This is a genomic window from Erythrobacter sp. S57(2025) (genome assembly GCF_057365055.1).
In genome coordinates this window covers 1,813,133-1,836,185 of sequence record NZ_CP200299.1, presented here as the reverse complement: position 1 = coordinate 1,836,185, position 23,053 = coordinate 1,813,133, and the positions used below count along the sequence as shown (strand labels likewise).

The window sequence follows — 23,053 nt, the reverse complement described above, 5'->3', positions numbered from 1 at the left end:
TCTGTCCAAATCGGATAGGGCCCTTTCTCGTATTCGCTATCAGTGGCTTTGAGCTGTGCGTGATGCGGAGGCTGGCTTTTGAACTAGCCGCTTTATGGCTTCTTCTTCGCCTAGTTTTCCAAGCTCAGTTGCAACTTTCGATAGGCCCCTCTTTGAGAAGGTTTCTAACCCCGTTCCAAGAATAACCTGGCCCAGTTCAATGGCGGCCTGTTTCTCGAGTTCTTTCTGACGTTGGTCGAGTGCCAGCCTGTCGGCCTCCAGTTTCTGGAGTGCGGCTACAGCGCTTCGTTTCGATGGCATTGAGGGTACTTCTTTCTTCCCCTCCGATGACCCTCTCCTCGGCTGCTGTGTACTATCACCCGTCCTGTAGGAAAGCGATTTCCCCCTTGGTTTTCGCGAACATCTGAGATCGAGCGGAAGGGGGGTCTGGCTCACGGACTTTCAAGGATGATGGGCGTGCAGCCGGCGCGTCAAGGACGGCGGGGCCCCACCATTTTGCCGTCCCTTCGCTTCGCTGCGGTCCGACAAAATCGTTGCCCCCACCGCCGCTTGGCGGTCGCCCAGCCGGGCGATCCCTGACCCGCCAGCTACACCCCCATCTGCCTTCCTCTCGTCGTCTTACCGACGGATATCAGGAGGATTTCATGACTGCACTTGCATCGTTCCAATCAAACTCGAACAGCTACTTCGAAGCACTGGCCACTGCCGAACGCCGCGCCTTGCACAGCTTCTTCGACCAGCACGTCGTGGAAGATAATGACCTAGGATACTACGCCCTGGACGAGGGTGACTACAACGCCTTGCCGGCGCATCTGGCCAGCCGGGTGGTGCACACGGTGCACGGCGCAATGCTCGACGAGTTCTGAACGTCCGATGGGGCGGGAGCCGGTGACGGTTCCTGCCCCTTTTTTGTGTTCGCCGGTGGAACAAGAGAGAGTGGTAAGGAGCGGTGCTGGTGACGCGCTCGGTCCCGCACCACCTGCGGCGGCGCTCCTGCGGGCGCGGCGTATCTGGTCCGGGCCCCGCATGCACTCCTGAGCGCCAACGGGTCGAAGCGGCGCGAGGCTGACGGGAGCGACAAACCCCGCTCCCTTATCTCGCACGCGCTTCTTTTGCCGTCGGCTTATCAGGGGTGCCTCTTGGTTGGGATGCTTGCTTCCGAACTGGCGCTTGCGGTTCGCTTCAGCGTCCCGGGCTGTTGCTTTCGCTCGATTGGCACGGATGCCAATGCCCGTTCAAAACCCATTCCCTGTCGTTTCTGGATTTAGACCTCGCAGTGGGAAAACGGTAGCACACCGTACGCAGCGGGGCTGGCAAGTAAGGTCATGAAGTTTATCACGAATTTGGCAACGTCCACTTCTGTGCCAGTCGTGTGCCAATGGCTTTATCGACTGGGCCAGAGTGTGCTGAATTCACTTAGCACACTGAATTTCTGTCCTAATTTTCGGGTTTCCTACACCCTATTGCCCGTGCCATAGTGGCACTTGCTTTCCGAGGAGTGAACCGGGTTCTTTTTAGCAAAAGGAACTTGGATTCATGCGAAGACATCATCGTTTTGTGACCTATGTCACGCCTCTCATTGCCGAGTGGATTAAAGCTCAGGCCGATGAGCGCCGGGTAAGTTCAAGCATCGTGATTGGCGATTGCATTTTTGATGCCTGGCAGCGTGACACCGAAGCCGATTTGAGGACGCCAGCGGCCGATCCGGTTCGCCAGAACATCTTCATCACCGTAGCTTTGGATGCGCTGCTCACGCACCATTCTGTGCCCAATCTGCGCGAGCAGACGGTCGCGGCCTATCAGCGCCGGCTGGAGCGTTTGGGGCTCGTTGCGCCGCGCCCGCAAGGGCGCAGCGATGAAGCATAATCTCGTCAACTTCACTCGTGGAAGCCAGCTGCTCGGGCACTTTGGTTTCATGTTTGCAGCCGGGCTCAAAGGCCCGCTGATCATCACACTGCTGGTCATTTTAGGACTGATCTATTGGGAGGTGACAAGCAGCCTCACTGACCACCAAACCTACCTTGTCTGGATGCACATCTACTCATCCTTTTTTGCGTTTATGGAGTTCGATCCTGACAAGCTTGTGAACCTCACCTTGGCTGATGGAAGCATCGTCGCGTTCCCGATCAGCGTAGTCACAGAATACCCGCCCATGAAGGAGGCAATGACCGCATTTGAGGGGGCCGTTGAGGCTGCGCTTGTCACCTCGGCGTGGGGTCTTGTGCCTGCCTTCATTGCCTTTTGGTGGATTGCTGAACACTTCGGTTGGCGCTCCAAGCAAAGGAAGCATGTGCGCGGCGCATCGCTTGCAAGCCTTGCTGAACTGGAAGGCGAAATCGACGATCACAATCGCCATGAACGCGCCCGCGAATATGGCAGCAATTTGGGATGGAGGTGGCGGCTTGCCGGCAGCAGCGCGCTCGCTTCAGCCGGTCTCTATAGCCCCGCGCACCTTGCAGGCGTAAGCTGGCCCTGGCGTAAAGAGCAAAGCCACACCATGCTGGTCGGCACGACAGGCACGGGCAAAACGGTCGCCCTTTTCGAGCTCCTTTCCGAAATCAGACAAAGAGGCGAACGTGCGGTCATTTTCGACCTGACCGGCGCCTTTATCGAAACCTTTTTCGATCCCGAACGCGATATCATTTTGAACCCATTGGATACACGCTGCCCAAGCTGGAGCGTCTTCGATGATTGCACATCGCGCGCGGAGTTTCATGCAGCAGCGGAGTTGCTGGTGCCCCATGATGGAGGCGGCTCGGAGCAGTTTTGGGTGCTCGCTGCGCGCACCCTATTTGTTGAAACATGTATCAAGCTGAAAGAAGCAGGGCGCGGGACCAATGCCGCGCTTGCCGATGAATTGATGAATGCAGATCTCTCGGATCTGCACCGCCTGGTAGAGGACACAATGGCTGGACCGATTAGCACGCCGGCCGCTGCTCGCATGGCGGAATCGGTCCGCGCCGTCTTCAATGTGAACGCAAAAGCGATGCAAATGCTGCCTCAATCAGGGGACGCTTTTTCGGTGCGGCAGTGGGTGACTGGCGAAGTAAAACCGGGCTCCTTTCTGTTCCTATCCGCGCGCTATGTAGACATGAGCGTGCTCTCACAATTGCTGACGCTGTGGCTTGATACAGCGATCAACACGCTGATGACGGGTCGCCGGACGCGTGACCTGCAACTGTGGTTTCTGATTGATGAGCTCGGCGCGCTTCACCGCCTGCCGTCGCTCGAAAAAGGTCTGCAGACCGCGCGCAATTTTGGCGGTGCTATCGTCACGGGCGTCCATACCTTCGCGAAGCTCAAGGAGGTCTACGGCGAGAACATGGCAATGACCTTGTCCTCACTTGCCAGAACCAAACTGATCCTCGCCACTGCCGATCGCGAGACCGCCACATGGTGCTCCGACATTATCGGCCACCGCGAGGTTCGCGAGATGGAAGAAGGGTACAGCTATGGCTACAACAATGCGCGCGATGCAGTCAGTCTGACGCCGCGTCGGCAGGTGGTTCCGCTGCTTTTGCCTGATGAGTTTATGGGCCTTCCAAGCCTTGAGGGCTTCATCAAGTTCCCTGATGGTTTTCCGGCGGCGCCTGTCTCTTTGCAACCCCGAGATTGGCCGCGCCGGGCCGAAGGTTTTATCCCGTACGAGGATGCCAAAGAACCAACGTCAAAGGCAAAGGCTGAAACTCTCAGGGATCGCGAAGAGGCTTCCGAGGCTACGGCAAATAAGGGCGGAGAGGAAGGAAAAGACGGCGGCGATCCGCGCAAGATGAAGGAAGCCACGGATCGCAAGCGTGAGCCAGCGAAGCGCCCCAAAGCGCAGTCTCGCGCGCGTGACAAGAAGGTAAAGACTGGCAAGCGAGAACGTTCGGAGTCTCGCTCTACGACAACCCTCAAACAAGCTGTTGAAGCCTCGCTCAGAAGCGAAAGAGCAGCCTCTTTGGGCAAGGTACAAGGCGAGCTTCCGCTTAGGGAGCAGCAAGTCGATGACCGTGAATCAGACGCTCTGAAAGAGCCTGCGCCTCGCACTGATCGGCCAGATCCTGATGCCGCGCAGCGTGAAGGTGAGCAACGAGCAAAGACGGATAAGACGCTTCAAGAAGAGCAGCAGCGCTCGCTCTTGGGCGGCGCGGCACGCGAAGAATATGATCACGATCTCGGCGACTTCGACGCTGAGATGTGATGTGATTACCATCGTCGGGGAGGACCGAGGGACTTGAATTGTGTGAGGCCTGCCCATGCTCTCCGTTGCCAATGTCCGCTCGTCCTCCGCAGCGGCCAACTACTTCGCATCCGACAATTATTACGCCAAAGCTGATGCTGATCGCTCGGGTGAATGGCTCGGTGAAGGCGCAACGCGGCTTGGTCTAGAGGGTAAGGTAGACGCCAAAGCCTTCGACGCTTTGTTGCGCGGTGAGCTCCCCGATGGAACGCAAGTTGGCAACCTTGGGCAGGCCCATAGGCCGGGCACCGACCTTACATTCTCTGTTCCCAAGAGCTGGTCGCTTCTTGCCCTTGTGGGCAAAGATGAGCGCATCCTCAGCGTTTATTGTGAGGCGGTTGTCGAAGCGCTTCAATGGGCGGAAAAGAACGCTTCCGAAACCCGCATCATGGCGCAGGGCAAGGTTCAGACCCAAAAGACAGGCAATCTGGCGATTGGGCTTTTCCAGCACGATACCAATCGCAATCAGGAACCCAATCTCCATTTCCACGCCGTGATCGCCAATGTGACACAAGGCAAGGATGGTAAGTGGCGGACGCTCAAGAATGATCGTCTATGGCAGCTCAACACCACGCTCAACTCCATCGCGATGGCGCGCTTCCGAATGGAAGTCGAGAAGCTTGGCTATGAAACCGGACCAACTCTCAAGCATGGCAATTTCGAAGCGCGCGGGATTTCGCGCGAGGATGTCATGGCCTTCTCTTCGCGGCGCCAAGAAGTGCTTGCAGCGAGGCAAGGTCCAGGCCTTGAAGCTGGGCGGATCGCTGCACTTGATACCCGCTCTGCCAAAGCGCCGATCGAGGATCGCGATACGCTTGGAGGCATGTGGCAGGAAACCTCGCAGTCCATTGGTCTCGATCTAAATCCCATGGTCGAGCGTGCGCGTGTGCGCTCAGCCATGCCTGAAAAGCCTCATTCGGGTTTCGCGACACTGGTGGAACGGGGCCGAGCTTTGCTTGCCAAGTTTGCGAGCCATGTTCGAGGGGCATCAGAAGATCCGTTGGTGCCGGCCTCGGTGCTTAAACAGGACAAACAAACGATCGCGGCCGCGCAGGCGGTTGCCTCGGCTGTGCGGCATTTATCGCAGCGCGAGGCCGCTTTTGAACGCGAAGCGCTCTACAAGGCAGCTTTGGATTTTGGTCTGCCAACGACCATCGGTGAGATCGAAACGAGAACCCGCGCCTTGGTCAATTCTGGTCATCTTGTAGCGGGACGCGGCGAGCATAAGGGCTGGCTCGCATCGCGAGAAGCGATTGAAACCGAAGAGCGCATCATCGCCGCAGTTCAGGCGGGAAAAGGAGAATCCGCGTCGGATCTCAACGCTGAAGAGGCCGAAACTCGTGTGCAGGCCTCAGCCGAGATCGGGCACGGCTTTAGACTGAATGAGGGGCAACTCTCGGCTGCGCGTCTCATCCTTGCTTCATCGGATCGAACCGTTGCAGTTCAAGGCGTAGCAGGTGCTGGCAAAAGCAGCGTGCTTGGGCCGGTCGCCAAAGTACTGGGGGAAGAGGGACGGCCTGTCATCGGCCTCGCTATCCAGAATACACTCGTCCAAATGCTGGAATCCGATACGGGGATTGAATCGCAAACGCTGGCCCGCTTTCTGGGGGGCTGGAAGCCATTGCTTGATGATCCATCCAATCGCACATTCAAAACCGAAGCAAAGCAGGCGCTCGGAGGGAGCGTGCTCATTCTCGACGAGGCATCCATGGTCGCCAACAGCGACAAGGAGAAGCTCGTTGCGCTCGCAAATCTAGCTGGCGTCCATCGCTTGGTGCTTATGGGCGACCGCAAACAGCTTGGCGCTGTCGATGCCGGCAAGCCCTTTGCGCTTCTGCAAAAGGCCGGGATTGCGCAGGCACACATGAACACCAATCTGCGCGCGCGTAATCCTGTTGTTCGCGAAGCCCAAGCCGCTGCGCAGAAAGGTGATGTTCGAACTGCGCTTGCCAAACTTGAGCCCCACACGATCGAAGCCAAAGGCGATAGCGCGATTGTCGCAGCCGAGCAGTGGCTCTCGCTGAAGCCAGAGGACCGAGAGCACACATCGATCTATGCCTCGGGGCGCAGGATCCGCTCAGCTGTCAATGAGGCGGTGCAAACAGGTCTTCTTGCTAGCGGGCAGATCGGGCCGGAGAAAGTTCAGTTGGCTGTGCTTGAGCGCGTGAACACCACTTATGAAGAGCTGCGCCATGTAGCAGCCTATCAGACCGGCCGCATTCTTGAGATTTCGAAGAGACAAAAGGCGCTTGGCCTTATGCCGGGACAATACCGCATCTTAGGCAGCGATCCGAAACGCAAAAGAATTACTTTGGCAAATGCCCGAGGCAAAAAATTCAGCTTCGATCCCTCGCGGATAAGGGCTGACAAGGCCCATGACAGTCTGGCTCTGTTCGACGACCGACAGCTCGAAATCCATCGTGGCGACAAAATTCGCTGGACGTGCAATGATCACAAACGCGGTCTGTTCAACGCTGGCCAGGCAAAGGTCATTGCCATCGATAAGGGCAAGGTCACGGTTGAGACCTCAAAGGGTGAGCATGTGACGCTTGGAAAGGACGATCCTATGCTGAAGCGCATCGATCTCGCCTACGCGCTAAACGCTCACATGGCGCAGGGCCTCACCTCAGATCGCGGAATTGCCGTTATGGATAGCCGTGAACGCAACCTTTCGAACCAGAAGACTTTCCTCGTAACGGTGACCAGGCTTCGCGATCATCTAACTTTGGTCTTGGATAATGCTCATAGACTGACTGCCGCTGTTGCTCATAACAAGGGAGGGAAGACCTCTGCGCTCGAAGTTACATCGCGTCTGCGAGCAGCTGCGGCCAAAGGTGGAGAGATAGAGCGGAGTGATGCAAGCGAGAAAAGCGCGGGCCAAGAATTTGAGCGCATCAAGAGTAATACGCTTGATCGAGGAATTTAATGACGGCTTTGCACCTTAATTGCTGCCGTTAAGGGGCAGGCTGCCCAGTGCACTCAGCTGGCGTTGGCCTTCATGTGAAAGGGGTCTCTGGCGAGTGCGGCGAGGGCTTCAAGTACCAACTCATCTCGCGCTACCCCTTGTCAGACTAGCCCTCCTGAGTTGCAGTTGAGATCGCAGGCTATCTCTAAGCAAGACTAGGTTCTCGCGATCAGTACATTCCCGAACCTCTTCGATGTGCTCAAAACTGCAATCGCGTATCTTTAATCCTGACCCACAGACACACGTCCAATGTCCCTTGGGTGGGCCGCCAGTTAGGGCTGTGAGATGGTCTGACGCCTGAGTTGGTGTGACACGAAAACCCAATATTCTACTTACCGACTCGGCCAAGCCTTCGGCACCATGCTTGCGCTCTCCAAATGGCCATTCCCTCTCTTGCTCGAAATAGAGCTGACTTAAAAAGAAGTCGCGCATCGGGCCACCGCAAAATGCCGCAAAGGATGTGTCAGCGGAGGTTTCAAGCCACTCGGCCCATACGCAAATGCAGCAAGTCCCGTTGCTGTATATATGCCTATCAATATCCCTTGGAAAACGACCCGCTTTCTCCTGCAGTACAGGCTCCGAGCTAGGGTAGTTTTGGTCCGCAGCGATGAGGACATCGAATTCCTCAATCGCCCCGTCGACGTGAGGCCCCTCATTTAGGCAGTAGATGCCAACGGCCAAAAACGTTCCATCCTTGTCGAAGAATTCGAGCTTCGGCTGAGAGAAGTTCAAGGCTCGTTTGAATTCAGCGAAACTCAACATGGGTTACTAGATGCGGTAATAAGGTGATGTGCCGCTGCGCGTGCTCTTCACCTCTTCTACGGCTTCCTTAACACGCGCCGCCACGGGTGCTGCCGTGGTAGCAACTGCTCCAACAGCTCCGATAGCAGTCATCGCCGTTTCCACAGTCCGGTCGCCAAGACGCTTTGCCAAAACCGTTGGGACTTCGGTGGGACGAGACGCATTGATGAAAAGCCCAAAATCACTTCGCGCCGCCGCAAGCCAGCGATCGAAGCTGTGCTCTAACCTGCGATCTTCTGACCAGCGGTCAGCAAAATTTTCGGCAGGGTTAACGGGGTTCGGTATCCACTTTCCATCAGAACGCGTTTCGATATGAGCGTCCATGTTGGTGAGGATGGCAGTTAAGGCACCAACAAGCGTATCCTCGTTGTCATAGGATTTTGCTGCAAGAGTCGTGATGATGATTGAGATCGGGCGAACGTCCATATCTTCAGCGAACATCGTGTCGCGATGCCGCTTCAGAAGCTGAATTGCCTTCTGCAATGTGGTTTTGACCGCGTGGTCGGGAATGTCTTCGACCTTAGCAAACGTCGAGTCCTTGGCTGCCAATTCAGCCTTTCTCAAGTGAATTGAGACGGCCATTCGGTCGCGAAACCATGCAGCATATCCGAGCGGGTTACTGCACGGCCAGTCCTCGCAATATCGATCAAAATTGGGTTCAGTCTTGTCGGTAATCGCAACAGCATCAAGCGTTTTGGCGGCATCATTTGCAAGTTCAACGAACCCAGCTTTGCGAAGGCGTGCTTGGTATTCCTGCGCATCTGGAATGCATGGAAGAACATCCATATGGAACTGCGAACCGTCTGCATATTCAAGTGTCCAGCAACGGCGCTTGTCCTCTGGCTCGTGGGCCATTGAATGTGCTTTTGCGTAGGCAATGACCTCACGACCGACTGCGGTCTTGAGAGACTTCTGAGTGAAGGTCCCTTTATCGGATTGAAGACGACAAATCAGATCGACATCGTAGTCTTCATCTTTGCCAACAGGACGGTTTGCTGTGCCGAGCAAAAAAGAGCCCTGCGGCGCGATGAAGGGATCATATTGTGCTATACTGGAGTCATTGCGCTCAAGCCATTCACCAAGGCTCTTGAAGTGAGCTCGTGCTTCCTCGGCCTTATCATCTGGCATGTCGATTGCGCGAGCAAGCGCTTGCAGGGCATCTTCGTGGGAAGGGGGTGCTTTGTTAGGCATCTGTTTTCTCTTTCAACTGGTGGACTGGGGTAAATGGCGGAGCTTTCTCTGCGAAAAACACCGGCTTTAGAATTGGTTTCTGCTCACGAGCCTCGACAAAGGCGCGATCTTTGAGTTGACCAATGCGCTTGGTGTTATCGAGCGAGAAGAATCCGTCCGGCGCGGCCTGGCATACGCGGTATATCGCTTTTTCCTTGGCAGCTCCGCCGACGTCACCGGTCAAAATATGAGCTAGGCCCATTGAGCCATAAGACTGCCCGGCCATGAAGAAGCCCGTGGCCTTAAGCGCAATGCTGGCTTTGCTGTATTGATCGCCCACGGCGAAAATGTCTTCGAGGCAGCTTACGGAAAGAACTTTGATGTCGTCCTTGGGCCACTCCAAGGTGCCTATAGCCTCGGCTACTGCGTACCCTGTCGGATTATTGGCCCAAACTCCTCCATCAACGAGCCCTACCTCGTCTTCGGTGACATGCTGCGGGAAGTAAGTGGGCGCTGCTGATGTCGCCAAGGCCGCATCGACGGCAAGCGACAGGTAATCGGTTTCAAGTCGAGCGTGATGGGCAGTCTTGAATATGTAAACACGCCGTGTTTGTGGGTGCCAAGCGGGTATCATCAGCCGCGTTTTTGCGTCGCCAATGCGTCGATCTCCTAGTGTATCAACCAGTGCTTTTCGAAGTGCTGTCGGGTCGTACTTTGGCCCGAGAACTGCCCCTTGGACGTTACGACGTGCTTTGCGGAATAGTCCGCGCCCACCGCCTTTGTCTTGCTCGAATATCTCCGGACCACGCTCTTCGTAGAGAGCCAAGATTTCTTTTGCGCTCAATCCCATCGCGAGCCCGATTGCGATGATGCCGCCTGTTGAGGTGCCTGTGATAAGGTCGAAATAGCTACCAATGGGGTGCGGCAGATTATCTTCAATGGCCGCCAAGAAAGCCGCCGGAAAGACACCCCGGATGCCGCCACCGTCAATTGATAGAATCTTCCGCAATGCCAAACTCCGAAATAGAATATTAAAACAAATTCGTACAATCACATCATACGGCAAGTCTTGCATCCCGTCAAGGTTGTGTCGTATGCTTTTGTAGGATTTAAACCGACAACTTGGTTGTTGGACTAACGCATGAGAGAGAAAATCAATGTCATTCGCAGCGCGGCTCAAGACTGCTCGTATGAGGAAAGGCTATTCACTTCAGAAGCTTGCTGATTTGATTGGAGCATCTAAGGCCCATATCTGGGACTTAGAAACGGAGCGTGCGAAGAACCCCTCATTGGAAGTGCTCACGGGTTTGTCGCGTGCGCTCGATGTATCAATCGCCCAATTGGTTGGGGAATCTGCGTCGGAGGATGAACCGGAAACAGCCCGCGCAATGTTCAGGGATTTGCAGTCGCTAGACGAGACTGATCAGGTGACAATAAAGTTGATGATGGATCGGCTTCGCGAGCGCAAAGGAGAGGGGTGATACATGACGCTATCGCGCCTTGATCTTGATGGAACCTCCTCACCGCTTGGCTTAGTGACCAAGATTTTAAGGGCTGTGCCCAACTTGAGCCTTCCTATGCCTATCGAGGACATTGCAAGAGCGCTCGACATTGCTGAAATCGAAGAGATTGAAACGGAGGGATTTGTAGGCGGCCTTGTCACCGACGATGCTCGCAGTTCCGGCGGAATTCTTGTTCAAAAGGGCCTCGGTCGGCAGCGACGACGTTTCACAATTGCCCATGAGCTAGGGCATTTCTTGATCCCATTTCATCGACCCGTCACTGGCGAACAGTTCATGTGTGATAGCGCGGCTATGCGGGCATGGGACGAGAAGACCAAGAAGGGTCATTATAAGATGGAAGCGGAAGCCAACCGTTTTGCATCCACGTTGCTTGTACCTCCGCCACTCTTGCGCGAATTTCTAAAATCCTATCGGACTGCCGATATGAAGGCAGCTATTGACGTTCATAGAGAATTCGATGTCAGTAAAATCGTAGCTGCTAGGTGCTACGCTGAGTATTCTGGTGAGCGCGTAGCGTTTGTGGTCACGCGCAATGGAAAGGTCCTCTACAATTTCCGCAATCGCGAATTTCCTTGGATAGTGCCGACGATGGGTGCCCCCATTCCATCAGGTTCGCGCTTTCACTCACACAGAGGTTCTGACATTAGCCCGTTATTGAGCGTTGGCGCAGAGCATTGGATCGAAACGGAATTCGGGAAGAGAGTCCCGTTTATGAAAGAGCAGGTTTTGCCACAAGCAAACGGGCATGCCCTCATCATGCTGTGGATGGACGTTGACGATGATGATTACGACCCTGAAGAGGCGATGACATCAAAGCAGCGGCTTGAATATCGGACAGCCGAGTGAAGTTGATTGTCTATCGCCCTTCGCTTTGAGCAGTGATGGGATTGTTGGATGCACCTAACCCTGTCCGAAATTTGCATACATTTTTCGGACGGATCGTATCGACAATGTCCGAAATTATGCTACATATTTCGGACATGAATGCTAGTACCTCATCTCTGAAAGCGCAGATTCTCAAGCACATCACGGCCCAGCCGGGAAACACAGTCTGGACGCCATCTGACTTCCTTCAGCTCGCTAACCGCGATGCAATCGATAAAAGCCTTCAGCGGCTGGTGAAGACCGGAGAGCTGCGCAGGATAGATCGGGGACTATACGATCGGCCCAACATAAACAGTCTTACGAAAGAAAAGAGTGCGCCCGATCCTCGACAAGTTGTCGAGGCAATGGCGCGTCGAGACCAAATACGCGTGCTCGTCGATGGAATGACAGCAGCCAACGACCTTGGTCTAACCAATGCAGTGCCGGCGAAAATTGTCGTGCACAGCGAGGCAAGGTCCAAGACGATCAAGCTTGGCAACCTCACCATCGTGTTCAAACAGACAGCTGCCAGCAAACTCTACTGGGCTGGCCGCCCAGCGATGCGGATTGTCCAAGCCTTGCACTGGCTTCGCGACACGATGCTGGGTGATGATGCAAAAGACTGGTGCGACAGAGTGACCAGTATTCTCACGGATCCCGTTCATGGGAAGAAGCTGCGAGCCGACCTTGCAGATGGCTTCGCTACTCTACCTGCCTGGATGCAGGACTTTTTACGTCCATTGCTGCACGATCAGGCACCATTATCGTGAACTCTGCTTTCGATGAAATTCTGCGTACTGATGCAGAAACGCGCAACGGGCTATACGCAGCAACTGCGCAGAGGCTCGGTACAACGCCGCAAAACGTAGAGAAAGATCTGTGGGTTTGCTGGACGCTAGACGCACTATTCAACGGACTTGGCGAAGGGCCTCGGTTGCTGTTCAAGGGCGGCACTTCTCTGTCCAAGGCATTCGGTCTGATCGAGCGCTTTTCCGAAGACATCGATGTAACTGTATTCCGCGATGATCTGGGCCATCCGGCGTCAGTTGACGAACTCGAAGCGCTGAGTGGTAAGAAACGCCAAGCCGCGCTCGACCAAATGCGTGAGGCCTGTGAAGCCTATATCAATGGGCCATTGTTGGAACGCCTTGAGGCATTCTGCGCTGAAACCGGCACCAGAACAGGAATCGATAAAGGTGCGCTACGGGTGGAGGCTGATCTTCACGATCGACAAACCCTCTTGTTGATCTATCCCAGTGCTACGCCCACCGATGACTACATCGCAAAGTCGGTGAAGATCGAGTCAGGCGCAAAGTCAGCCCTCGATCCCAATTCGCTACAAACCCTCACACCTTATGTGGATGTCGATGTTCCGGACATGGACCTTTCAGTGCCGAACGTCACCGTGGTCGATGCTGGGCGTACGTTCTGGGACAAGGTGGTCATCCTTCACGGTCTACGGCGCTGGTATGAGAACCGGGGGCAATTGCGGGGCAATGGGCAACGTGTCTCACGCCACTATTACGATGTGTTTCGTTTGCTCCAGTCCGACGCAGGCCTGGCAGCGCTGAAAGACCCGGCTCTCGGTGAAGACTGTGTCGCTCACGCCCGCATGTTTTTCAATCGACCGCCATTCGATCTAGCCTCGGCCCGCCCGCCAACCTTCGCGTTGTGTCCCGAGGAAGGAATGATTGATGATCTGCGGCAGGATTATCAGGCAATGAGTGTTATGATTTTCGGTGATGCGCCTGCATTCGACGAAGTTATTGAAGCAGTCGCCGACTTGCAAAACCGTTTGAACGGGCGAGCATGACAGGCTTCCTCGACCGCCTGTTCGGAAAACGCACGCCTGAGCGCAAAGGGGGAAGCAAGCGCTCAGGTGCAAGGCTCGATATCGACGAATATAGCCGCGGTCTCGTAATGATCGCGCAACTCGACTTCATAGGTCATCACGCCAAGTCGACTAACTGCACCTACCGCTTGATATGGACCGACAGAACACCTGACGGCTCGCGAGGCGGGAACCGAGAAAGCGGGCACGGTTCGTGGTCACTGCTTCTTCACGATCAGATCGTCACATCTGGCAAACTTGAGCGACCACAAGAGGGAAAAGTCGCCGATAATGGCGTTTTCATTCTCCATGATTGGATGTTTGGAAACGGATTACAGAGCCGTTTCATCGCCTATGACCGCGATGGGCAGCAGCTCATTAATCAGCACTTCGCAGCCAACCTTATGAGCAATAGCCTCTCTCCTGATGGGCGCTATGCGATCTGCCAAACAGCTAATGCACCTGGAAGTGATGACAGCTGTCGGTACATGCTGTTCGACCTTGAAGCCCGACACGAGATGGCAAGATGGGAAGTCGAGACTGGTTGGGCTGAGGGCTATGATTGGGATACTGGCGCGGAAAAAGTAATCATTTGCCTGAAAGATGGAGAGCGGGTCGCTTACGATTTTGCTGGTTCTATGATCGACCGTGACGGTTGGCAGAGAGCTCGGATCGCAGCTGGCGATCTGGGCGTGATCAAAGACCTGCTGGCATCGCAAGAACCCCTTTCAGAAGGAGCGCGAACGGAAATCAAAGCTGGTCTCGAACGTGCAGCGCGCGAAGGTGAGCTATGGGGTCAGGCTCGTGCGTACCGCCTTTTGGGTGAAATGTATGAAGCTGAGGGTAAGCGTGAAAAGGCGATCACGGCCTATGATGAGGCGCTAACACTAGACCCTAAGGTCGGTGTCGCAAGACGCGCTGACAAGCTTCGAAAACAAATGGGTCAGGGCGAGGCGAAACCTACGCGCAGAAAACAAAGCCGTTTCGAAAAACAAGCCCAGCGGCTTGGTGTCGAGCATGATGTAATCGTGCTTGAGAAGGGTGACGGGAAGAACTGGAGGCTACAGGCAGCCCATCAATGGTCCTCCGTCGAGTTTGCTTCACTGGAGCACTATCGTAATTTGGGCTGGAGCGGAGCTGCTTCCGAGGGCGGTTTGATTTTGACCTTGCTCAAGGCCGCATCGTTTCGAAGGCTCGATCCACGTAACGCCGACACCTTTGTCGAAGCATTGTATGCGCAAAACGTTGCATTTGATCAGGACCGTTTCGGCAAGGGAGATCTGATCGCGGCGGTTTCACAAGCGACGCGTTCTCAGATCAAAACCAATTGGAAGATCATCTCTGCGAGCGCTGGGAGAACCCCAGCATTCTACCCCACCGTCCATGCAGAGCACGTCCTCGGTCTGTTCGAATTGCTCGGGATTGAACGTTTAGAGAGGATTGCTGAGGTCTTTGCGACTGCTCCATACGATCTCAGGTCCGGTTGGCCTGATTTGACTTTATGGAAGGATAATTTGGTCCGTTTTGTCGAAGTGAAAGCGCCATCCGATAGCTTTCACGCTAGTCAGGCTCGACTTATCTCCAAGCTGCTGCTGCCACTTGGATTTGACGTTGCATTGGCCGAAGTTCGGCCAAGTCCATAAGTACGGTCAATTGCCGAGAAGATGTACCGCTTCAAGCTGTTTGCGGATAGGCTGACTAAAGAGCTCTCCCAAACCATATTACCCGGCCCATCACTTCAACTCCTTCACGATCGACATCATTCCATGAAGGATAGGCGGGATTGTCACTGGAAATTGTAATCTGTTTCGCGCCGGGCTTGATGGCGATGCGCTTTACAACCAGCGTATCGTCAGAGCGCAACACATAGATCCCATCCCGCAGCCTTGCTCCATGGTCGGACGCATCGACGAGCACCTCATCACCATCGCTAAGTGTGGGCTCCATCGAATCTCCCAGAACGCTTACGATTGAAAGACTTGCGCCCTTAGCGCCGGTCAATCTCCTGAGCCATTTCTCGTCAAACCCAAAGCGCGTGTAACTGGTCTCATTCGATGCAATAGCGCCGAAGCCGGCTGAGGCATCCACGTCCAGAACGGGAACTTCGATCATTCCATCCATTGGTGTTTGAGCAGGACCACCGAGCCTTTGTTCATCGACCCCAAAGAAGCTTGCAAGTGTCTTGCGATCCTCGGGGTCAAGGATACGAGGCGATCCGCGCTTTATGAATTGCTGGATATAGCTTGGATTACGTCCAAGCAGCCTCGAAACCGCCGCGTAGCCGTATCCGCCCTGGGTGATCAGCCTCTCAAGTTCCTCTCTTACATGTTCCATTTGTGTGGTCCTTCAGGATTGATCGTAGGATTTCTTCCTAGACTCGCGGAAATCATCCTAGTAAGAACATAACAAGAACACAAGGGATTTGCGAGTCGGAGTGAGAAAGGTATGACGCTGCTGGAACGGATCGAAAGGCATCTGAAAGACAACCATATTTCTGCAACGCGTTTTGGTAGGCGAGCCGTGGGCGATCCCCGTTTTGTGCTCGATTTGAGGATGGGGCGCAGACCACGCCGAAGAACCATTGAGCGACTCAATGCCTATCTGAATACGCCTGAGAGTAGGCGTCCTTCGATCTCTCCGCAACATTGCGCCAAAGGCCGGAATAGTTTGACCAACAGACCCTAAGTCCAGTTGATTATCGACCAGATTTTGAGCTTCGCACAACTTGGCTTACACTCTCGTCTCGAGAGCAGAGGGGGCTTTGGTTTCTGGCGAAAGGACGCTGACTTATGAGCAATTCCGACAAAACTCCGCCGGAGAGTAAAGGCGATTGGGAGGGCTTTCGCGAAATCGACCGCGCTATCGCTGAGGATCGCCTGACATCCTACACCTGGAAGAAGACTTGGGCTGATCCTTGGGGACGTTTGAAGCTCATCGTAATCTTCTTGGGCCTGTCCGCATTTGTTGCGTTCGTGATTGTGCACGACATGATCCTCTAAGGACAGCTACCACTCCTTCACATTATCGGCTGCCTCTGCAGACGCGCCTTGTGCGTCTCGCGTGGTCCGATTGAGTGATCCTCTTCTTTGCACAATGCCTCGAGAGCCCTCGCTTTGCCTCTGACTAACGTCGTCTGCGATCTCTTCTCTGCCATTTGACGGATCCCCCAATGAGCTTGGCACGCTGCCAAGACGAACAGAACCGCGAACACCGCCTGCGCTTCCAACATTGGGCCGCGCCACCGGCGCTCCATCAGGTAGGACAAGTTCGCTCGCGATCTCGTCATTGAGGCCATCAGCGTAGCTTTCAACAAAGCGAGATTGCAGTTGTTGCCCTTGCGCGCTCATTTGGAAGTCGATGTCATCAAAGCGAGCTTGGCCGTAATAATCGCGATTGGCATCGATCTCAGCCATGCCCCATTCGCGGTAGGCCTGACTTAGATTCAAGGTTCCGGCTGCATTGGTGCTTTCATACCAGCTGGCCTGGCTCTCAAGCCGATTGGCTATCTCTTCTGCCCGCCGTGCTTCGAGCGTGTAGCTTTGCGCTTCAGTCAGCGAGGTTGTGACACCGGCGGCGCTGCTCGAGACAAGCGCTTCTGAGCTTGAACTCGTTTCGCGCAGGAAACCTTCTCTCGAGTTTGACCAGTTCTGGCTTTCTGAAATTTGGCTCAACGCACTTTCGATACGCGAACGATCTTCCGAGGCGATCCCGATATCGCTGTCGGTCCAGCTTTGATTGCGTCCGCCCTTGACGCCTACACCGGCTGATCCAGCGCCTCTTTCTCCCTTTACACCAAGAGCTCCATCGCCATTCAGGAACCATGAGACCGTGATGTCGTCCGATGCCCGGCGTGATAGGCCAAATTGCTGCTGGAGTGTGTTCGATGCATTATCGAGTTCGCTGAAGGTTCTGCCAATGCTGTCATTGCTTGATGTTCCGCTGACCGTCTCATTCGAGCGAGAACGGGTGTACGCATCGCGCAGCTCGCTGAATTGCGTAACCGCCGAGCTCGTCGATTGCTGAGCGAGATTGGAGAAGGTCTCGCTCTGGCTACGGCTCTCGCTCGCCATGGTCGAAAGTCGGCTAGAAAAATCCTGTCCAAGTGTTGGGGTATAGGGATAGCTCGAAGTGGGCACGTTGGCGAACTCAGCTTGTGGGAAGCTGGTTGTCTGAGTGCCGTTCTCGCTGATGCCCCGCGTTTGGGCGGCTCCATAAGCGATGTTTGGCGCGAGACTGCCTTGCGCGAATTGGCGGGAGAAGACGCTCGAATTGTCGAGATTGGTGTTACCAAGTGAGACGTTGCCCGTGCTCGCTTCGCGCGCTGCCTCTTCGGCCGCGTTCTGGCTGGGATTGAGATAGCTTGTGGCTTGGCCCGAAATGGCCATCGCGCCGCGCGCAACCCCGCCTGCGAGGAAGGGTATGGAGGCGACAAGATATCCAGCGAGAATACCAATATCGTTGTTGACGTCGGTCATGCCGGAAAAGGTTGCAAGGCTAAGGCCGCTAGAGCGGCTTGCTGCCGCAACATCGCCTGCGCCTTTCAGCATCAAGATCATGTGGAGGATGACAAAGAGCGGTCCCCAGGCAGCGAGGTAGAAAAAGCCGGTGACATAGCCTCTCAGCGCAATCGGCCCAGTCCTTGGCATGAGAAAAAGCGGGAAGAGAACAGGAAAGAGCGCGTAGAAGACCACCGTCAGTACGACATTGAGGATCGGCACCCATTTCATCGCGTTATGGGCGATCGAAGAATAGGTTCGTTCGGTCTGGATATCGGCTCGGGTCTGGGCAAACACATCAACACTTGAAGCGCCGCTTGATCCGGCAAAGCCATGCATGGCCTGATTCATCGCGTTGATCGTCAGCACCTGACGAAAGATGCTGCTCGCATCCTTCGAGATGCCTGTCAGATATTGGTAAGCGACGGGTAAGTCTGCGATGAGCTTGGCCTTGGCTAGCGCTTCGGTTTGCCTCGGATAGAGCTGGCGGCCGGCAACAAGCGTCATCTCATCGATCATGCTCGCCCATTGGCCAGATAGGCTTGTGTAGGCCTCACGGCAGGTGACGATATTGGCTGTGACGCTGTCATCACCTTGGCGGGTCAGGAACTTCTGCGCGCGCGCTGGGCTACCCGGCGCTATCGTTGCCCAGATGTCATCGCTTCCTGAGAGCTCTTTCATTGAATAGCGGCCAAGCAGCAGATCGTAGAACACGCATTGGCGCACATGCTCATCGAAGTTGGCAGCAAATTCAGGATCAGAGATGCGCAAGCTCCGCGTGGCCTCGAGGAGGCGCGCGCCGTAAATCATACCATTCTTGGAATAGTTGAGATCATCGGGCAGCCCGAACACGGTCTCAGCCGAACGCGTTAGATAATCGCCAATCTGGCTGGTGAAGCTCGCCATAAGTGCAAGGCCGAGCGGAACATTGGCGACAGTCGCAGGAGCCAGGCTGGGATTGACGCGGTCTGTCACCTGCACATCCATGCGCGGCACCATCAGGCACATATAGATGAGTGTCGCTCCCAAGAACCAGTTGAGCCAAGCGCGCCAATTCTGATTGAATGCAACGACTATAACCGCCAGCGTCATAGCCATAACGAGCGCCACCTGAATCAGGCTCTTGTAGCCTCCGGCACCTGTCCATGCGGCTACGGCGTTCAGGACATTGACGATGTATTCGCCACCTCCGGTGGTGAAGATCTCGACCATTATCTTTACCTCAAGGCACGATCGAGCGCGATTGAAGGCCGCGCGACCAGTCGAGCGCAGCCGACATCGACGGCGACATCGAAGCGGCGAGCGCGTTTTCGATCATCGCTGTCTTCTCGATGATCTGCATGATCGCAGAGACTTTGGCTTGGCCTGTCGCTTGCCGCTGGATGAGACTGCTACGCACTTCGGTCACTTGTCCGCGCCATATCGCCAACTTGGCTTCGTCAGCGGCAATAAAGCTCGCCATCGAACGGCCAGCTTCCGACACGATGCGGTCAAGGATTGCGTAGAGCAGGTCGACACTCGCAATCTCAGCCAGCGTGTCGCGATCATCGGTCGGCATGCCGCGCCCATAGGCGGCTTGAACAGTTAATATCTTGTAGAGCGGGATCGAGGCGACCTGAAGCAGCTCCTTCTCGGCATTCCCGATGGCCGTGTCCGTCCGGATCGCATCGACCATATTGCCAATGAGCTGCGCCACCCGTGGTCGGATCGCCTTGGCGTTTGACAGGCTCATCTGCTGGAAACTCGGGTTCAGGCAGAGATCGGTCTCATCGCAGCGGAAGACGCGTACGCTTTGGCCTTGGGTTCCATCAAGCAGCGCGCTCACCAGCGTCGAAGACGCATCGCCAGCAAAGGGCACAAACTTGCCCGGCTCGTCATCCTTGGGCGGGACGTAGATAACCGTGCCGATCAGCGTCATGGCGTATTCGGCGAGTTCGCGGTCGAAAGTGCCGCTGGGGTTGAAGAAGGCGCTCTCTTTAAGGACGTGCCACGTGTAGTTGCGCGCTACGCCGGGATTGACGTCGGCATAGTCAGTACTGGCGCTTTCATTGGTGGACGCGCGCTGGCCTCGCGTGCCGCAGCCATGCTTGGCAGCGGCATAGTCGGTGAAGATGCCTTCAGAATTCCCGATCGCTTCGCAGATCGCTTTGTCGGCCAAATCGCCTTTGGGCCAGAGCCCTCCCACCAGCCCCTGCGCCATCTCACAGGAGTTGATTGAGAGATTGTTCATGAGCTGAGCCTTTTGGCTAAACTCCTGCATGATCTTATTGCATTCAGGGCAGACGGTATCGATCGCCAAGCTGAAGGCGAAGCCGACTGCATTGTTGGCCACTGCCTTCATTAGCGCGACCATCTCGCTTGCATTGATAAAGGAAAAGGAGCCCGCAAAGATATCGATCCCGCCGCACCCCGCACGCGCTCTTGGCAATTGCAGATTGGCGATGTTGGTCGTCTTTTGCGGAAATCGTGTCCACACATTGCCCAGACTATAATAGCCTGCTGACTGGCCTTCGAAGGCGGTCGGACCGGTAACGTTTGCCGCCGCGCCCATGTCATCCATAAAACGATCCATGCTGTCGCCGACATTTGCCGCAAGAGGCGAGGCTATCATGCTGGCAGCAGCAAGGCCGAGCGCAGCGTTTCTGATACTAGTAATCATGTCCGGCTTCCTTTGAGGTGAGGAGATAGATGCGGTCTTGCAGCTCATCAGCGGACAGCACACCGTATCCGATCGGGATCGGCCGTTTGGCCTCGCTGTCCCACAGGACCAAAGCGGGCGTTGCTTTGGTCTCAAGGCCCATCCGCTCTCTTTGATTGGTTTCGACCCTGTAGTCGGGGAAATGCCTTGACGGCCCGCCATCGGTTGAGATCGCGCGTACGGTGATCCCCCAGCGGCTGGCGACGCCTTTCACGATCGGGCTCATCACTTCGCACGGGCCACAAGTGGCGCTAAAGAAATAGAATAAGCCATAACGCTCCGAGAGCCTGCCCATCACGGTGTCACGCTCTGCTGCCCGCACATCCTGCCACTGTTTCTTGGCGACCGCACCGACAGGACGCTGCAGCGTGTAATCGAGTTCGGGATCCTGCCAGATGGCCCGCTGCCAGACGTCGGAGAAGAGCGAAGCACGATCGAGCTGCGCGCGCTGGAAGCGGATGTACGCTGCGACATTGTCTCTCGTCGGATAGAGGATCGCGCGCGCTTTCAACTCGCGCAGCTCGCTGGTAATTGCTTCCAATTCTTGGGCGGCTGGTATCGCCTCCTGCTCCGGTTCTACCTCTTGCTGTGGCTCGTTTTTGGGGATCGGATTGGCGCAATAGAACCAATAGCCGAGCTTGCGCTCCTGGCAGTAGAGCGTGTCTGCTGCAGTGCTTCTCTCGGTGCTCTCAACTCGCTGTGCGCTTGCTGGCACTGCGCTCAAGACTGCCGAGATGAGGATTAGCGCAAGCCGTAATGCTATGCTCATCATTGACCGCCCCTTGCGTAATAGTAGTCGATCTTTTGCTGGATGAGGATGCTCGTTTCGAGCTCATCGGGGAGGCGCGCCGCTTCGGTGAATTCGGCATAGACTTCGCTGAAATCCATGAGGCTCAAATCAAGCTGCGCAAACTCGTCGAGGGTAAATCCTTCGCACTGCTCGTGCTTGGGCTTGTCCCATGGTTTGGGGAGCTGTTTGCGACCCTGTTCCTGCAAGATGCGCGAGAGCTTACTTTCAAAGCAGCAATAGGCTTTCTTCTTGGTCAGGCAGACACCGAGGAATTTCTTCGAACAATAGGTCCCGACATAGGCACAAAGCCCCTGCGCATCGCGTTCATGGAGCAGCACTTCCTCGCGGTCGCAGCCAAGCGCGACCAGCAAGCTGATGCCGGGGATCAGCGGAAAGCCTTTGCCCTTGCAGCAATTGAGCACGCCAAAGACTTTGGAAGAGCAGGTGTTTCGGGTCCCACGGAATAGCGTCAGCGTATTGGGATCGAACTGCCCACGCGCCTCATCCATTGCATTGAGCGCGGTGACCGCATCTTTGAACTCATCATTGGGCGTGCGCTCAATGGTCTCGCAGCTTCCATCGATGCAATAGACATCGCCATCGCAGACGAACTGGGGTGAGTTCTCGGTTTCTGGAATCGGGCATTCGTAGATGCGCTCCCAGGTCTCACAGGGAAGCTCCTCTGTGATACATTCTTCGCGCACAAAGCGGCAGGTGCCGAGCGCTTCGATATCCGAGCAATCGCTTGCCGCTTCGCGTGATGTGCAAGTGTAGCTTCGCTCCCATTCCCAGCAGCTCTGGGTGACAGCCACTCCATCAACAATTCGGGTTCGCGGGCTCTCATCGGTGCAGATTTCCGCATCGAGTGTGCAATCTCCATCCTCCGCAAAAGGCTGGCACTGGGTTTCATCTGGAGCGGCGTCGACCGTGCTTTGCGTGGTGATCGCATAGGGCGTGTAGCGCGAGTCAGGCGCGTCGCAGGAAATCTCAGCGATAGGATCGCCCGGTTCAGAGCAGTAACGGTTAAAGCCGTTATCCCACCACTGCAGACATGGGCCTGGTCGATAGCCGGTGATGCGGCACAAGCCGCTGTTAAATGTAGAGCACCATGGGAGACCTTGTTGGATGCCAGTATCGTTGCAGAGATAGTGCCATTGCTGGCGCTGGGTCACGCTTGCGACTAGCGGGACAGAGCATTGCCCCTGGGCTTGCTCGACCCGTGTGCCTGTGTTGCATGTTGCTGTGTAAGTGCCAGCGGACCCGGAGCCAGGCGGCAAGGGGACGCATTCGCCTTGACTGCCCGAGATCGACATACCGCTGGTGTAATCAAGCGGTGCTTTATTGATTGCCAAGCTGCGGGCAATCACCGCTTCAATGTCATCGCTTTCAAACCGAGCGCGATTGGCCATGCTATCGCGCACCAATCGATGGCCTTGATGATTGCGCGATGCGGCCGTCGCCGTTCCCTCGATCTGGTCAGGATTGTCAGCAAGCCGCTCGAGATTTCGCACGGCGTTGCGGTCAAAATTGGGAAGCTCGGATGCGTTCGGCTCACTTTTGCTTGCAGCTTGCGCTTCACCGCGCAGGCTCTCGCCAAAGGCTTTGCCATCGCTTCTGGCCTCCTGCTGCTGAGCCGAGGCCGGAACCGCGAGCAAAGACAGAGCAAACAATAGCGCTTTCATGTCTTGGAGCC

The 23,053-nt window shown here is 55.6% G+C and carries 18 protein-coding genes; 10 read left to right on the top strand and 8 right to left on the bottom strand.

What is annotated here, in order from left to right; translation table 11 throughout:
* Nucleotides 1–39 precede the first annotated feature (39 nt).
* The gene (locus AC0V6N_RS08915; RefSeq protein WP_486171213.1) at nucleotides 40–300 is read right to left on the bottom strand and encodes a DUF6437 family protein; all 261 of its coding nucleotides are present in this window, start codon (nucleotides 298–300) and stop codon (nucleotides 40–42) included.
* Between the two features lie 344 nt (nucleotides 301–644).
* Here AC0V6N_RS08915 and AC0V6N_RS08910 point away from each other — a divergent pair, with 344 nt between their 5' ends.
* The 4 genes from AC0V6N_RS08910 (at nucleotide 645) to mobF (ending at nucleotide 7,148) form a co-directional block, all read left to right on the top strand.
* The gene (locus tag AC0V6N_RS08910; RefSeq protein ID WP_486171212.1) at nucleotides 645–866 is read left to right on the top strand and encodes a hypothetical protein; all 222 of its coding nucleotides are present in this window, start codon (nucleotides 645–647) and stop codon (nucleotides 864–866) included.
* Between the two features lie 670 nt (nucleotides 867–1,536).
* Nucleotides 1,537–1,866, top strand: coding sequence for a hypothetical protein (locus AC0V6N_RS08905; protein WP_486171211.1), 330 nt, complete (start codon nucleotides 1,537–1,539; stop codon nucleotides 1,864–1,866).
* A complete protein-coding gene (locus AC0V6N_RS08900; protein WP_486171210.1) occupies nucleotides 1,856–4,183 on the top strand; it encodes a type IV secretion system DNA-binding domain-containing protein in 2,328 nt (775 codons plus the stop codon). Before AC0V6N_RS08905 ends, AC0V6N_RS08900 begins: the two co-directional genes overlap by 11 nt.
* A 55-nt stretch (nucleotides 4,184–4,238) precedes the next feature.
* Nucleotides 4,239–7,148, top strand: a complete 2,910-nt coding sequence (gene mobF / locus AC0V6N_RS08895; protein ID WP_486171209.1) for a MobF family relaxase — start codon at nucleotides 4,239–4,241, stop codon at nucleotides 7,146–7,148.
* Nucleotides 7,149–7,955: 807 nt separating this feature from the next.
* Here the strand turns inward: mobF and AC0V6N_RS08890 are convergent.
* Entirely contained in the window at nucleotides 7,956–9,179 is a 1,224-nt protein-coding gene (locus AC0V6N_RS08890) for a nucleotidyltransferase domain-containing protein (protein WP_486171208.1), read from the bottom strand.
* Nucleotides 9,172–10,338, bottom strand: a complete 1,167-nt coding sequence (locus tag AC0V6N_RS08885) for a CBASS cGAMP-activated phospholipase (protein ID WP_486171207.1) — start codon at nucleotides 10,336–10,338, stop codon at nucleotides 9,172–9,174. Before AC0V6N_RS08885 ends, AC0V6N_RS08890 begins: the two co-directional genes overlap by 8 nt.
* Here AC0V6N_RS08885 and AC0V6N_RS08880 point away from each other — a divergent pair.
* The 5 genes from AC0V6N_RS08880 to AC0V6N_RS08860 all read left to right on the top strand — a co-directional run bounded on the left by AC0V6N_RS08880 (nucleotide 10,316) and on the right by AC0V6N_RS08860 (nucleotide 15,019).
* Nucleotides 10,316–10,639, top strand: a complete 324-nt coding sequence (locus tag AC0V6N_RS08880; RefSeq protein WP_298336044.1) for a helix-turn-helix domain-containing protein — start codon at nucleotides 10,316–10,318, stop codon at nucleotides 10,637–10,639. The two genes, AC0V6N_RS08885 and AC0V6N_RS08880, sit on opposite strands and share 23 nt — an antisense overlap.
* 3 nt (nucleotides 10,640–10,642) lie before the next feature.
* The gene (locus AC0V6N_RS08875; protein ID WP_486171206.1) at nucleotides 10,643–11,527 is read left to right on the top strand and encodes an ImmA/IrrE family metallo-endopeptidase; all 885 of its coding nucleotides are present in this window, start codon (nucleotides 10,643–10,645) and stop codon (nucleotides 11,525–11,527) included.
* A 134-nt stretch (nucleotides 11,528–11,661) separates the two neighbouring features.
* The gene (locus AC0V6N_RS08870) at nucleotides 11,662–12,315 is read left to right on the top strand and encodes a DUF6088 family protein (RefSeq protein WP_486171205.1); all 654 of its coding nucleotides are present in this window, start codon (nucleotides 11,662–11,664) and stop codon (nucleotides 12,313–12,315) included.
* The gene (locus tag AC0V6N_RS08865; RefSeq protein WP_486171204.1) at nucleotides 12,312–13,358 is read left to right on the top strand and encodes a nucleotidyl transferase AbiEii/AbiGii toxin family protein; all 1,047 of its coding nucleotides are present in this window, start codon (nucleotides 12,312–12,314) and stop codon (nucleotides 13,356–13,358) included. The genes AC0V6N_RS08870 and AC0V6N_RS08865 overlap by 4 nt, the downstream gene beginning before the upstream one ends.
* Nucleotides 13,355–15,019: a VRR-NUC domain-containing protein gene (locus AC0V6N_RS08860; RefSeq protein ID WP_486171203.1), complete on the top strand. Its 1,665-nt coding sequence runs from the start codon at nucleotides 13,355–13,357 to the stop codon at nucleotides 15,017–15,019. Before AC0V6N_RS08865 ends, AC0V6N_RS08860 begins: the two co-directional genes overlap by 4 nt.
* Nucleotides 15,020–15,074: 55 nt before the next feature.
* On the opposite strand, the gene AC0V6N_RS08855 is transcribed toward AC0V6N_RS08860, so the two are convergent.
* Entirely contained in the window at nucleotides 15,075–15,710 is a 636-nt protein-coding gene (locus AC0V6N_RS08855; RefSeq protein ID WP_486171202.1) for a S24 family peptidase, read from the bottom strand.
* Between the two features lie 455 nt (nucleotides 15,711–16,165).
* Here AC0V6N_RS08855 and AC0V6N_RS08850 point away from each other — a divergent pair, with 455 nt between their 5' ends.
* Complete coding sequence (locus tag AC0V6N_RS08850; protein WP_486141220.1) at nucleotides 16,166–16,375, top strand: hypothetical protein; 210 nt, start codon at nucleotides 16,166–16,168, stop codon at nucleotides 16,373–16,375.
* Between the two features lie 6 nt (nucleotides 16,376–16,381).
* Here AC0V6N_RS08850 and AC0V6N_RS08845 read toward each other — a convergent pair whose 3' ends face one another.
* The 4 genes from AC0V6N_RS08845 to AC0V6N_RS08830 are packed head-to-tail and all read right to left on the bottom strand — an operon-like array spanning nucleotide 16,382 to nucleotide 23,042.
* Nucleotides 16,382–19,084 carry a conjugal transfer protein TraG N-terminal domain-containing protein gene (locus AC0V6N_RS08845; protein WP_486171201.1) on the bottom strand — a complete coding sequence of 901 codons (2,703 nt, stop codon included), beginning with the start codon at nucleotides 19,082–19,084 and terminating at the stop codon, nucleotides 16,382–16,384.
* Between the two features lie 10 nt (nucleotides 19,085–19,094).
* Nucleotides 19,095–20,531 (bottom strand): conjugal transfer protein TraH, encoded by a 1,437-nt coding sequence (locus AC0V6N_RS08840; protein WP_486171200.1) that lies wholly within the window; start codon nucleotides 20,529–20,531, stop codon nucleotides 19,095–19,097.
* Nucleotides 20,521–21,342, bottom strand: a complete 822-nt coding sequence (locus tag AC0V6N_RS08835; protein WP_486171199.1) for a conjugal transfer protein TraF — start codon at nucleotides 21,340–21,342, stop codon at nucleotides 20,521–20,523. Before AC0V6N_RS08835 ends, AC0V6N_RS08840 begins: the two co-directional genes overlap by 11 nt.
* Nucleotides 21,339–23,042, bottom strand: a complete 1,704-nt coding sequence (locus AC0V6N_RS08830) for a conjugal transfer protein TraN (protein WP_486172455.1) — start codon at nucleotides 23,040–23,042, stop codon at nucleotides 21,339–21,341. The genes AC0V6N_RS08835 and AC0V6N_RS08830 overlap by 4 nt, the downstream gene beginning before the upstream one ends.
* Nucleotides 23,043–23,053: the final 11 nt, after the last annotated feature.